The 12,725-nt window shown below is 73.7% G+C and carries 11 protein-coding genes; 1 reads left to right on the top strand and 10 read right to left on the bottom strand.

The annotated features are described in order from the left end of the window. Position 1 precedes the first annotated feature (1 nt). The 10 genes from CCO02nite_RS01830 to CCO02nite_RS01875 form a co-directional block, all read right to left on the bottom strand. Positions 2–1,117, bottom strand: coding sequence for a PP2C family protein-serine/threonine phosphatase (locus CCO02nite_RS01830; RefSeq protein ID WP_246117264.1), 1,116 nt, complete (start codon positions 1,115–1,117; stop codon positions 2–4). Continuing rightward, entirely contained in the window at positions 1,102–3,408 is a 2,307-nt protein-coding gene (locus CCO02nite_RS01835) for a serine/threonine-protein kinase (protein ID WP_146841303.1), read from the bottom strand. The genes CCO02nite_RS01830 and CCO02nite_RS01835 overlap by 16 nt, the downstream gene beginning before the upstream one ends. Then, positions 3,405–4,517, bottom strand: coding sequence for a hypothetical protein (locus CCO02nite_RS01840; protein WP_146841304.1), 1,113 nt, complete (start codon positions 4,515–4,517; stop codon positions 3,405–3,407). Before CCO02nite_RS01840 ends, CCO02nite_RS01835 begins: the two co-directional genes overlap by 4 nt. Continuing rightward, positions 4,514–5,557, bottom strand: a complete 1,044-nt coding sequence (locus tag CCO02nite_RS01845; protein ID WP_146841305.1) for a glutamate ABC transporter substrate-binding protein — start codon at positions 5,555–5,557, stop codon at positions 4,514–4,516. Before CCO02nite_RS01845 ends, CCO02nite_RS01840 begins: the two co-directional genes overlap by 4 nt. After that, a complete protein-coding gene (locus CCO02nite_RS01850; RefSeq protein ID WP_146841306.1) occupies positions 5,557–6,888 on the bottom strand; it encodes a GlnX family signal transduction membrane protein in 1,332 nt (443 codons plus the stop codon). The genes CCO02nite_RS01845 and CCO02nite_RS01850 overlap by 1 nt, the downstream gene beginning before the upstream one ends. Then, positions 6,885–8,567 (bottom strand): AAA family ATPase, encoded by a 1,683-nt coding sequence (locus CCO02nite_RS01855; RefSeq protein WP_146841307.1) that lies wholly within the window; start codon positions 8,565–8,567, stop codon positions 6,885–6,887. The genes CCO02nite_RS01850 and CCO02nite_RS01855 overlap by 4 nt, the downstream gene beginning before the upstream one ends. Then, entirely contained in the window at positions 8,564–9,076 is a 513-nt protein-coding gene (locus tag CCO02nite_RS01860) for a hypothetical protein (RefSeq protein ID WP_146841308.1), read from the bottom strand. Before CCO02nite_RS01860 ends, CCO02nite_RS01855 begins: the two co-directional genes overlap by 4 nt. A 60-nt stretch (positions 9,077–9,136) precedes the next feature. Then, entirely contained in the window at positions 9,137–10,351 is a 1,215-nt protein-coding gene (locus CCO02nite_RS01865; protein ID WP_146841309.1) for a toxic anion resistance protein, read from the bottom strand. Positions 10,352–10,474: 123 nt separating this feature from the next. Then, positions 10,475–11,338: a phosphatase PAP2 family protein gene (locus CCO02nite_RS01870; RefSeq protein ID WP_186812544.1), complete on the bottom strand. Its 864-nt coding sequence runs from the start codon at positions 11,336–11,338 to the stop codon at positions 10,475–10,477. Positions 11,339–11,546: 208 nt separating this feature from the next. Next, positions 11,547–12,086 carry a MarR family winged helix-turn-helix transcriptional regulator gene (locus CCO02nite_RS01875; RefSeq protein ID WP_246117265.1) on the bottom strand — a complete coding sequence of 180 codons (540 nt, stop codon included), beginning with the start codon at positions 12,084–12,086 and terminating at the stop codon, positions 11,547–11,549. A gap of 52 nt (positions 12,087–12,138) precedes the next feature. On the opposite strand from CCO02nite_RS01875, the gene idi reads away from it, so the two are divergent. Then, complete coding sequence (gene idi, locus CCO02nite_RS01880) at positions 12,139–12,687, top strand: isopentenyl-diphosphate Delta-isomerase (protein ID WP_371862464.1); 549 nt, start codon at positions 12,139–12,141, stop codon at positions 12,685–12,687. Positions 12,688–12,725 lie beyond the last annotated feature (38 nt).

Consider the following 12,725-nt stretch of genomic DNA (forward strand, 5'->3'; position numbering starts at 1 on the left):
GTCAGTTCAGATCAGTAGGTGCGGTCAGGCTATCGCTCCGCACCGACACGGGCGGTTCGACCCGGGCCAGCGCGACGGTCACGTTGTCCCTGCCGCCCTGCGCGTTCGCCCACGTCACGAGTGCGCCCGCGGTCAGCGCCGGATCGCCCCCCTGGTCGGCGGCCGTCGCCCGCAGCAGGTCCGCGAGCTCGTCGGCCGGGGAGCAGTAGTTCCACAGCCCGTCCGAGCAGACCAGCAGCCAGCCGGGTCCGTGCACGGTCGTCGTCGTCGTGCGCGCCGTGGTGTCCGGGGCGTCCGGGCCGAGCCACCGCGTGATCGCATGCGCGACGGGCGAGGTCTCCGCCTGGGCCCGCGCGACGCCCTGCGCCATCAGCTCGGCGGCACCCGAGTCGTCGGCGCTGAGCTGCTGCGGCACCGCGTCGTCGGGCATCCAGTACGCACGTGAGTCGCCCAGCCAGCCGACGACGATGTGCGCACCGTCCACGACGCCCGCGACGAAGGTGCACGACGGGGGCTCCACGTCGTGGGCGAGCTCCGTGAACGCGGCCGTGATCGCCGCGTCGCCCGCGGCCGCCGCCTCGGCGAGCAGGCCCGACCAGGCGGCCGTGCGACCGGTGCCCGAGCCCGTGACCGCACGGGCGCCGCCCGCGACGCCCTGCTCGAGCACCGCAAGCGCGGCCTTCGCGGCCGCCATGCTCGCGACGTCCGAGTCCGGCGCGCTCGAGACGCCGTCGCACACGACGAGCAGGGCGTAGCCGTCCCCGCCCGCGAGGGCCATCGCGTCCTCGTTGCGGCTGTGCCGTACGCCGCGGTCGCACACGCCGCCGACGAGCGGGCTCGGCTGCTCGACCCAGTGGTCGCGTGGGCTCGTCGCGGGCCGGCCGCACTGCACGCAGTACCCGTCGGGCGCGATCTGCCCGCCGCAGGCGACGCACGCCGCCGCAGCGGTGCCGACTCCCCCGGCACCGGCGGACGCGACGTCGTCGGGCTCGGGGGGCGCCTCCGGCTCGACCGGCTCGATGCGCGCACCGCACGTCTCGCAGAACCGCGCGTCCGGCGCCAGCGTCGACCCGCACGCCGCGCAGAGCGCCTCGACGGCGCTCACCACGTGGTCCACCGGCGCACCTCGTTGGCGCGGTCGACGAAGCCGATCCGCTCGTCGCCGTCCCGCGCCTGCACGGCGGACTCCCGGTAGGCGGCCTCGAGCGCGTCCCGCACCTCCCGCTCCTGCGCGGGCACGTCGTCGAGCCGCACACCCGGCTTCGGCCCGTCGACCAGCACGCGCGCGAGCGCGGCCTCGAGCACCGCCACCCGCAGGTCCGCCCGCGCCCGCGGGAGCAGCGTGACGGTGCGCACCCCGTCCAGCGCGTCGGCGAGCGCCGGCAGCCCGCGGTCGGAGTACATCAGCAGCCGGGCACGCTGTACACGCGCCTCGACGTAGGAGCCGCGGGTCGAGGCGACGAGCTCGAGCGCGTCCAGCGCGCGGTCCACGTCACCGCGCGACGCCCGGATGCGCGCGAGACCGAATGCCGCCAGCGCCGTGTAGTTGGCGTCTGAGCGCGCGCACACCACGTAGAGCTGCTCGGCGATGCCGTCCTCCCCCGTGGCCTCGCACGCGGTCGCCAGCGCGAGCTTGGGCGCCAGCTCGCCCGGCACCTGGCCGTACACGCCGTTGAACGCCGCCGTCGCGGCCGCAGGGTTGCCGAAGGCGAGCTGTGCGAGGCCGTCCAGCCACGCCGCACGCCACTCCCACGGGTCGTCGGCGAGGATCTGCGCGAGCGCGTCGCCCACCGTCTGCGGCCGGCCCGCCTCGATCGCCGCGCGCGCGATCGCCAACCGCACCTCGACAGTCGCCTCGGGCGCGTTCTCGAGCGCCGCGATCCGCAGCCGCGGGTCCGCCACGTTGACGCTCGCGAGCCAGCTCGCGGCGGGGTCGCCCGGGTCGACCTTGAGCGTCGGCAGCTCGTCCCAGGTCAGGGCGCGGTCCGCGACGTCGACCGCCGGCGCGTCGAACAGCACGGAGGCCGCCGAATGGAGCGCGGGCGACCCGGGGCCGCGGTCGGTCGCGACGACCTCACGCAGCACGCCGACGAGCTGGGCACGCAGCTCGTCGACCGTGCCGAACCGGTCCGCGGGCTCGGTGGCGCACGCCTTGGCGAGCAACCGGAAGAACGAGTCGTACTTCTGGAACACCGGGTTCTCGTCGACCGGCGGCAGCGAGGCGACGTACGTCGTCGTGTTCCCCTTGAAGTCCAGCACGAGCGTCAGGAGCGTGCGGCCGATCGTGTAGATGTCGGAGGCGACCGACGGCCCCACCTGCGCCACCTCGGGCGCCTGGTAGCCGACGGTGCCGTAGATGGCCGAGACGAGGTCGTCCACGCGCCGCACGCCGCCCAGGTCGATCAGCTTGACCCCGTCACCCTGCTGGATCACGTTGTCCGGCTTGAAGTCGCAGAACAGCAGGTTGATGTCGTGCAGGTACGCGAACGCTGGCAGCAGCTCGAGCACGTACGCGATCGCCTGGTCGACGGGCAACGGGTCGTTGAGGCCGCCGTTCGCGTCGCGCCGGTCGTGCAGGAGCTGCTTGAGCGAACGACCGCCGACGAACTCCATGACGGTGTAGCCGGCGCCGTCGTGCATCACGAAGTTGTAGATCTCGACGATCAGCGGGTGCTCGACCTCGGCGAGGAACTGGCGCTCCGCGATCGCCGCGGCCACCGCGTCGGCGTCGCCCGCGTTGAGCAGGCCCTTGAGCACCACCCAGCGACCCGAGACGTTCTGGTCGCGCGCGAGGTAGATCCAGCCGAGGCCGCCGTGCGCCAGGCAGCCCACGACCTCGTACTGGCCGCCGACGAGATCGCCGGGCACGAGCTGCGGGTCGAAGTCGAACCCCGCGCCGCACTGCGGGCAGAAGCCCTTCGAACGAGCGGGCTGACCCTCGCGGGCACGACCGACCTTGGTGCCGCAGGTCGGGCAGTACCGCTTGCCCTCCGGGACCTCGGGCACCGCCATGACCGACTGCAGCGGGTCGGCGACCGGCACCGTCGGCACGGTCGTCAGACCGGCCCCGAGCCGGTGGCCGCGCAGTCGGGTCGAGCCCGTGCCGAGTCGGCGCGTCACGTTGGAGCCGCCCGCGCCGGAGCGCGCCGAGCCGAGCGCGACCGTCGCGAGCTGCGTCGAGCTCGTCCGGCCGGTACGTGTCGAACGCTCCTCGTCGGGGTCCGGCGCGGAGGTGCGCCCCGAGCCCGTGCGGGTGGCTCCGGTCGAGCCCGCCGCGGCGGCCGGTGTGGTGCGCGAGGACCCGGCGCCGCCGACCGGCGCGGGCGCGGTGGGCGCCTGCGGCGAGCCGCAGACGTTGCAGTACCCGTCCTCGTAGGTTCCGGTGCATCCCGGTGCGGTGCACTTCATCGTGGGGCCTCCCCGTGGGCCGGCAGGTCGCGGGTCAGGAACTGGTACTGCTCGACGAGGAAGCGCGCGAGCACGACGTCGCACGGCGTCGTCTCGACCGCCGCACGAGCCTCGTCATATCCCGAACGGACGGTCGTGGACGCGCTGCGGCCGTTCGTGTCGGCCGCCGCCCGGTAGCCCTCGAGCCGGTAGCGCAGCTCGGCACGCTCGCGCAGCGGCGCGCTGTAGGCGTCGGCGACCGTGTCGAACGCACGCTGCACGGTGCGCAGCCGCTCGACGAATGCCTCGACCTCCTCACGCGTCTCCGGCACGTCGCCCAGACGCGAGACGTCGGGCACCGCGAGCCGGGGCGGCGCGACGACCTCGCGACGGCAGCGTTCGGCGAGCTGGTGCAGCGTGGGCTCGCGCTCCTCGAGCGACTGCGCGAGCGTGCGGGCGTCCGCGCGCTGCCGCACGAGCGTGCGGCGCTGCGAACCCTCGACGATCAGGTCGCGCTCACCGCGCGCGACGGCCGACTCGAGCTCCGCGAGCGGGCCGGACACGTCCGCGCCGCGGGCGACCTGCGCGAGCAGCGCGCGCTCGCGGTCGCGCCAGCCGGCCACGCGGTCGACCGCTGCGGCGTCGATGCCCGCCGCGTCCTCGCACCGCACCAGCGCCGCGCGCAGCACGCGCAGGCGGGCGGCCTGGTCCTCGGAGTCCGGGTCGATGGCGAGGCGTTCGCGCAGCCGGTCGACCATCGCGTCGCACAGCCGCACGGCCTCGACGAGGGAGACGAGCGCCGATCCCTGCGCGGACGCGAGCCGACCCCAGATGAGCTGGGACATCTGCTCGCGCGCCACCGCGTCGGCGCGGCCCGAGTCCCACACGACGACGAGCTCGTCGAGCCGGTCTCGGATCGCCTGCCACATCGTCAGCGCGAGCACCACGTCGGACGTCGAGCCCTCGGTCGACGACGCGTGCGCGGCCGCATCGAGGTGGTCGAGCTGCGTGCGGGTCGCCCGCGTCCAGACCTCCATCGCCGCGAGGTACGTCAGCAGGTCGGTCGCGGGGATCGACTCGCCGAGCCGGCCCGGGGCCGCGGGCGGGTCGAGCGGGACCGGCACGCTCACGGCTGCCGCCCGTACTGCGAGACCGGCGGGGCCGGTGCCTTGCCGAGCGCCCCGAGCCACCGGTCGTAGATCTGCTTCCAGGTGCCGTCGTCCTTGAGCTGGTCGAGCACGGCGTTGACGTAGCGCACCATGTCGACGTTCTCGGCCGGCACCCCGATGCCGTAGGGCTCGTCGCTGAACGCGTCGCCGACGACCTTGGCGTACGGGTCCTGGGCCGCGAAGCCCGCCAGGATCGTGTCGTCGCCCGTGATGCCTTCGACCCTGCCCTGCTGGAACAGCACGAGGCAGGCCGTGTGGGTCGCGGCGGCGACGGGCTCGATCCCCGGGTACTCGGCCAGCCGCTCGATCGTCGTCGTGCCGTCCGGTGCGCACACCCGCTGCCCGTCGAGGTCCTCGATCCCCCTGGCGGTCGAATCGCGCGTGACCAGCACCTTCTGGCCCGCGTGCAGGTACTCGGCCGAGAAGGCGATCGACTCCCAGCGCTCGCACGTCATCGAGAACGTGCGTGCCACGAGGTCGACCTCGCCCTGCTCGAGCACGTCGAGCCGCTGCGCGGACGTGATGACCCGGAACTGCAGCGCGTCGGGGTCGCCGAGCAGCGCGCGTGCGACCTCCCGCAGCATGTCGATGTCGAAGCCCTCGATCTGCCCCGTGATCGGGTTGCGCGCACCCATCAGGAGCGTGTCGGCGGAGACACCCACGACGAGAGCGCCACGCTCGCGGATGCGCGCCATGGTGCTGCCGTCAGGGACGTCGAGCCCGTTCGTCGGCGCGTAGGAAGTCGTGAGGTCGTCGCACTCGGCGGCCGTCGTGGTGCCGGCTGTGGTCGGTTCCGTGGTCGGCTCGGTGGTCGGCTCGGTGGTCGGCTCAGAGGTCGGTTCGACGGTCTGCTCGCTCGAGGACGGCTCGGCGCTCGCGGCGCCCGGGCCGGTCCCGCTCGCGCAGCCGGCGAGCAGCAGCCCGGCCGAGGCAGCCAGTGCGACGAGGACGGCGGCGGGCCGCGCGCGGCGGCCGGCGACGGCGGTCGGTCGGGTGCTCATCAGCGGTACTCCCTCAGTCGCGCGTTGACGCCACGGATGCTCGCGATCGCGCCGACCAGCCCGGCGACGAGCAACGCCCAGCCGGTGATCGTCGAGGTGGAGCGCAGCTCGCGCAGATCGTCACCGGCGGTGCCCGCCGAGTCCGCGATCGACGAGGCGGCGCCGACCCGCAGGTCCTCGAACAGGGCGTTCGACGAGCCGGGGTCGGTGCTCGTGGCGAGTGCGACGGCACCGTCCCAGTCGCCGCTGTCGTCCTGCGCGCGGATCTGCGCGTGCGCGCCGTCCCACGCGTCGAGCAGCGCGAGCACCTCGTCGTTGCCCACCGAGACGAGCTGGCGGCGAGCGGCCGAGACGTCCGACTGGTACTCCTCCTCGAAGGCCTGGCCGGAGCCGCGCTTGATGAGCGTGAAGGACTCCATCGACTTCGCGTCCGTGGCGTCCGCCAGCGCCCGCGACGTCGCCGTGGCCGTGGCGGCGGACGAGGACTGGACGTCGATCGCCTTCGACGCCACGCCGGCGAACGACACGGCACCCAGCCACACCGACACCACGGCGAGCACCGTCGCGACCAGGAGTCCGGCGTTCAGGACACGGTGGGTCCGCCGCGAGAACCACACGAGGATCACGATCAGGACGACGACGGCGAGCAGGCCCACCCAGACGATCGCGTCCGTCGCGCCGATCGCCGCGTAGTCGTCCTCCACGAGGTCCGCCTCGTCCGAGGCCACCTCGTCCATCGCCGGGAGCATCTCGGAGCGCAGCTCGGTCGACGCCTGCTCCAGGTAGGCCGTGCCGACCGGGAAGCCCTGCCGGTTGTTCGCTCGAGCCTGCTCGACGAGCCCCGTGTACACGGCCAGGTCCGCGGAGACGTCGCCGAACAGGTCGCTGCGCGCCGAGTCGCCCGCAAGGAACGGCAACCCGCTCGCGGCGGCCGCGACGTAGCGCTCGTAGGCCTCGCGGCTCGCCGCCGGCTCGAGCCCGCCGACGAGGAACGCGCTGGTGGCCGCGGCGTCCGCGCTCACGAGCTGGTTGCGCACGTCCTGCGTGCCGAGCAGCTGCGCGGAGCCCGCGACCGCCGAGTCCAGCGACCGCGCCTGGGCCAGCCCGGTCGTCAGACCGATCACCCCGATGGCGAGCATCGCCAGCGCAGCGAGCGCCCCGAGCAGCCGCATCCGGCCCGGCGTCCGGCGCAGCGGCGAGAGCACCTCGCGCGTCCGGGCGGCGGTGCCGGCGGGCGTGCCCGTCGGCGCGGGCATCAACGCTGTCGCGGGGCCGCCGAGCGGTCCCCCGGTGGCTGCCGGCGCCGTCGCCGGTGGTGTCGCCGCGCTCACGCGGGCTCCTCTCGTCGGTCGTCGGGCCCGGTCCCGTCACCGGGAGCCGCACTCCCGTCGTCGGTGTCGTCGGGCTCCACGGTGTCGTCGGGCTCCACGGTCTCGTCGGGCTCCACGGTGTCGTCGGGCTCCACGGCCTCGTCAGGCTCCACGGCCTCGTCAGGCTCCGCGGTCTCGTCGGGCTCCGCGGTCTCGTCGGGCTGCGCGGTCTCGTCGGGCTGCGCGGTCTCGTCGGGCTCGTCGAGGTCCGTGGCCTCGTCGAGGTCCTCGGGCAGCAGCGTGCGGAGCTGCTCGAGCGTGGGCTCGGCCACGTCCCGCAGCCGCCACGCGTGCCGCGTGACAGCCTGGTCGAGCACGTTGCGTGCGAACCGGCCGTTGCCGAAGCCCTCGTCGCGCGGCTGCGCGGCGGCGATCTCCTCGAACCGGGCGAGGCACTCGGGGGTGGGCTCGAAGTCAGACTTGCGTGCGGCACGCTCGAAGATCTGGCGCAGCTCGTCGCCGGTGTAGTCCTCGAACACGATCGTCAGGGCGAACCGGCTCTCGAGCCCGGGGTTCGTCCCGAGGAAGCGCGCCATCGGGCCGGGGTAGCCCGCGACGATGACCACGAGGTCGTCGCGGTGGTCCTCCATGTCCTTGACCAGCGTGTCGACGGCCTCGGCGCCGTACTGGTCCTGCGCGAGGCCGTACGCCTCGTCGATGAACAGCACGCCCCCGAGTGCGGACTGCACCGCTGCGGTCGTCTTCTCGGCCGTCTGCCCGAGGTACCCGGCGACCAGTTCGGACCGGTCCACCTCGACGAGCGTGCCCTCGCTCAGCAGGCCGAGCGCACGGTAGATGCCGGCGACCAGCCGCGCGACGGTCGTCTTGCCCGTGCCCGGGTTGCCGAGGAAGACCAGATGACGCGTCATCGTCGTGGTCGTCAGGCCCGCGTCCACGCGCAGGCGTTCGACGCGCAGCACCTGTGCCTGCCGCCGGATCTCGCGCTTGACGCGGTCGAGGCCGATCAGCCCGTCGAGCTCGGCGAGCAGCTCGTCGAGCGACGGCTCGGGCTCGGATGCGGCGGGAACGGCCGGTGCGACGCCTGCGGTGGCCGACGCACCCCGCGGTGCGGGCAGTCCGGGCAGCGTCGACGGGCCGGCGTCGGTCGGCAGCCAGGACGTTGCGTCGAGGTCGCCGAGGCTCGGCAGCGTGAGCCCCGGCAGCGTCAGGCCGAGCCGCGACAGGTCGGCGAGCGCGGCCTGCGGGAACGGGTCCGGCGCAGGTCCCGCGGTCCCGGCTGCGGCCGCGCGGTGCAATGCCGCGGTCGTCGAGGCGCGCGCGATGACCTCGAGGTCCGCCGGGCCGAGGTCGCACGCTGCGGACACGACCTCGGCGAGCGCCTGCGCGTAGGCGGGTGCGACGTCCGCGCGGGCGCCGACGAGCGCGCCGAGCAGGTCGGTCGGCGCGGTGCGCCACCGGCGGGCGCTGGAGGCGGCGGCGAAGAACTCGCCGAGCGCCGCCGGGTCGCGGCCCAGCTCCGCGAGCCACGCCTGGGGCGCCCCGGTCACGTTCTCCGCGACCGCCGCGGCCAGTCGCTCGCCCTCGTCGCGCACGGCGGCGGCGTCGAGCCCGGCCGCGGTGCCGGCCGCGACGAGCGCGTCGAGCGCCTCCGCGAGCGTGGCGGTGGTGCGCGCCGTCACGAGGGCACCCCCGGGTCCTGCGGCAGCGCGAGGCCCGAGGCTCCGAACTTCTCCGCGAGGAACTGCCCGTGCGCGATGAGCGCGTCGGCGTCCTGGCGCGAGACCGCGTCCGAGATCTGGCTCAGCGTGGCGCCGAGCAGGTCGAGCTGGTCGCACAGCACCATCAGCGACGTCTTTCCGCGCGAGACCACGCGCCGGTCGGCGAAGTCGCGCGGCAGCCGCAGGTAGGCGCCGACGGCTTCGGGCAGATAGCTGGTCGCGGTCGCGACCACCGTGTGGGCCTGGCGGCTGCCGACCCCGAGCCGGTCCAGGCGCGGCACCATGTCCTCGACGACGCCGGTGATCCGGTGCACGCGCGCGGTCACCGCGGCGGGCACCCGGCCCACGATCTGCTCCTCGACCGCGCGCGCGGCCGCAAGGATCTCGTCCGACGTCGGCGCAGGCTCGACCTCGATCTCCCGGCGGTCACGACCGCGCAGGCGATCGAGCGTGTCGCCGAACCAGCTCATCGTGCGTCGGGTCCCCTGCCTCGTCGTCTGTTCGTCGTGCGGCCGGCCCGCGGGTGCGGGTCAGCCACCCAGCTCGAGCGAGCCGGTCGCCGCACCCGTGCGGTCCGATCGCTGCACGCGGTCCAGGTAGGACCGCGCCTTGGTGGTCTCGGTCTCGAGCACGCCGATGGTCTGGGCCATCGAGTCGAGCGCCTTCACCTTGAACGTGTCGATCGCGTCCATCGTCGAGTAGATGTCGCTGAACGCCTGCTGCAGCTGCGGCAGGCCGATCGTCGAGCTCGCGGCCTGCTCCTGGATCTGGACCGACTGGTCCTTGAGCAGCTTCGACGTCGAGGCGATCATCCCGGTGGTGGTCTGGTTGAGCGCCGTGATCTGGTCGAGCACGAGCTTCTGGTTGTTGAGCGCCTGCGCGACGAGCACCGCGGTGCGCAGCGCCGCGACCGTCGTCGTCGTCGCGCGGTCGACGCCCTTGATGAGCTCGACGTTGTTCTTGAGGATGATGTCGATCGCGAGGTAGCCCTGGATCGAGACCGCGAGCTGCGTGAGCAGGTCCTGGTGCTTCTGGCGCACGTAGAACTGCACGTCCTCGCGCAGCGACTTGGCGCGCTGCGGGTCGGTCGACTCGAGCTGCGCGATCGTCGTCGCGAGCTGGGTGTCGAGCTGTTCGGCGACGTACACGTACTGGTTGAGCCGCGTCATCGTGGTCCACAGGTGCTGCTTCTCGAGGTTGAGCGCAGCGTTGTCCTTGCGCAGCTCGTCCTGGCCGTTGTAGAGGGCCCGCACGATCGCGTCGATCTGCTTCTGCGCGCTCTCGTACCGACGGAAGTAGTCGGTCAGCGAGTCACCGAACGGGATCAGGCCGAGCAGCTTCTTGCCCAGGCTCGCCTCGCTGGGGTCGAGCGACTCGACCGTGCGGCGCAGGTCGAGCAGCGAGCTGGAGACCTGCGAGGTGCCCGAGACGCCGCCGTCACGCAGCTCCTTGACCGGCATCTGAAGCAGGCGGTTCGACGTGTCCGCCGCGGCCCGGATCTCGGCGTCGCCCATCGTGCGGACGTCCTCGGCCTTCGAGGCGAACTCCGGCGAACCCGCCTGTGCGGAGGCCAGGCCGTCGAGGTAGGCCGCGACCTTCGCGTCGAGCCCGGGCAGCACCGCGGGGTCGACGCGCGGCGCCATGGCGGGTGCCTGGGTCGCGGCGACGGGCGCGAGCGGCGCAGGCGCCTCGAGCGCGAGCGGTGCCGCAAGAGCGGGCGGCTGCAGCGGTGCGGGTTCGGTCATCGCTCCTCCTCGAGTCCAGCCACGGGCGAACCCGCGGTCGCCGGACACGCTATGCGATCCGGGGGCCGCGTGGGGCCAACAGCCAGGGTGAGGCCACCGACGGCGGCGTCCTGGGAGCGGCGGTCAGTCGCGCGACGCGTCCGAGTCGAGCTCGGGCGGCGGCTCGACGCTCGAGGCGAGCGCGAACGGCTCGTCGTCGGCGGTCGCGAAGGTCGGCGTCCGCTCGGCGGCGGCGGGTTCGCGGCGTGGCCACAGCCCGTAGGAGCGCGCACACACCCACGAGACGACGAGCACGAGCCCGGCGCCCGCGACGGCGTCGAGCACCCAGTGGTTGCCGGTCACGGTCACGACGAGCGCGGTCGTCGTGACGTAGCCGAACGCCGCGATCTTGAGCCACGTGCGACGTGCGAGCACCGCGAGCACGAGGCTGACCCACAGCGCCCAGCCGACATGCATCGACGGCATCGCGGCGACCTGGTTCGTCACCGAGTTCGCGCCGCTCGCGGCCTGTTGCTCGGCGGTCGGCCACCAGCCGTAGGCCGCGCTCTCGGAGACGGTGTCGACGTACTCGCCGAGCAGACGCGGCGGCGCGGTCGGGAAGAAGAAGTAGCCGAACAGCGCGAGCACGGTCGCCGCGATGAGCGCGGTGCGCGCCGGCTTGTAGACGGTGGGTCGTCGGAAGAAGAGCACGACGAGCAGCGTGGGCGTCACGAGGAAGTGCGCACTCTGGTACCAGTACGACGAGAGGACCTCGAGCGACGTGTGCTGCGCGAGGGCGTGGTTGAGCGAGTGCTCCACGTCGATGCCGAGCCACCGCTCGAAGCCCAGGATCCCGCGGGCGTGCGCCTTGGCCACGTCCCACGAGCCGCTCGCCGCGAGGCGGGTCGCGCTGTACGCCATGTACAGGCCCACCACGAGACCGAGTTCCCGCAGCATCTCGCCGCGGGAACGCCGCAGCCGCGGCGGAGCCGCTTCGTCCAGCGTCACACTCGTCCCCTTCCGCATGCCGCCGACCCGATCGGGTCGCCGCCCCCTGATGCGTCGGATCGGGGCGTCGCCCTGGTCCGCTGTGACGAAGGTTAGCGTTGCCGGGGGCGGTGTCACCCCGTTTTGCAGTACCACATCGCTGTGAATGTCGGCACACCGTGGGTTGACGATACGGCGACGGTCGTCCGACCAGGGGTGGATGCGCCCTTCACCGTGCCGGTGTGAGCGGTGCGACGTCGCCGTGCCGGTCGAGCAGGTCGGCGAGCTCCTCGAGGAACCGGCGCACCGGCTCACGCGCCTCGGGCGGGATCCGGGCCGCGACCTCGGCCATCTCCTGGTGCATCCGGGTGAGGCGCTCGCGGATCTCCTCGTGCGCGTGCGCGGTGGCCACCACGACGATCCCGCGACGGTCGCGCGGGTGCGGGGTGCGTCGCAGGTGACCCGACGCCTCGAGCCGGTCGAGCAGCTTGGTCGTGGAGGCCGTCGAGATCGCGAGCGCGCGGGCCAGGTCGCGCGGGCTGACGGACGCGGGCTCCCCCTCGGCCGCGACAAGGATCTGCAGCGCGTGCAGGTCGGTCTCGTTCATCGACATCCCCGACGCGATGCGGCGGCGCATCGCCTGGTCGGCGCGCCGGAAGCGGCGGACGGACTCCAGGACCTCGCGGGAACCGTCGTCGTCGTACCAGTACCCCGGTGTCACGGCGGGCTCGCCTGCCACTTCGTCGGGAGGGCTTGCGTATGGCGTCACATCGCGGATACTAGTCCCGAATGTTACTAGCCAGGCTAGCGATTGGATGGTCATGACCGTCGAGGATCACGTCGTGCTGCTGGACGACGAGGGCCGCGCGAGCGGCGCCGCGCCACGGGCCGAGGTGCACGGGCGGCACACTCCTCTGCACCTCGCGTTCTCCTGCTACGTGCTCGACGACGACGGCCGCGTGCTGGTCACGCGCCGCGCGCCGACCAAGCGCACCTGGCCCGGCGTCTGGACCAACGCCTTCTGCGGGCACCCCCGGCCCGGCGAGGCCCCGGCGGATGCCGTGCGCCGGCGGGGCCGCGAAGAGCTCGGCCTCGAGCTCGTCGAGCTGACGCTGGTGCTGCCGAGCTTCCGCTACCGCGCGGTCGACGACTCGGGCATGGTCGAGCACGAGGAGTGCCCGGTCTGGTTCGCGCGTGCCGCCGGACCGGTGGCCGCCGATCCCGACGAGGTCGCGCAGATCCAGTGGGTCGACGCCGAGGACCTCGGCCGCGCGGTCACCGCCGCACCGTGGGCCTTCAGCCCGTGGCTCGTCGCGCAGGTCGCGTGCCTCGCCGAGCTCGACGAGCGACCGACGGCGGTCGGCGCATGACCGCGACCGCCACCCCGACCGCCACCTCGACGGGTCGA

This window comes from Cellulomonas composti, assembly GCF_007990245.1.
In the GTDB taxonomy this organism is placed as follows: domain Bacteria; phylum Actinomycetota; class Actinomycetes; order Actinomycetales; family Cellulomonadaceae; genus Cellulomonas; species Cellulomonas composti.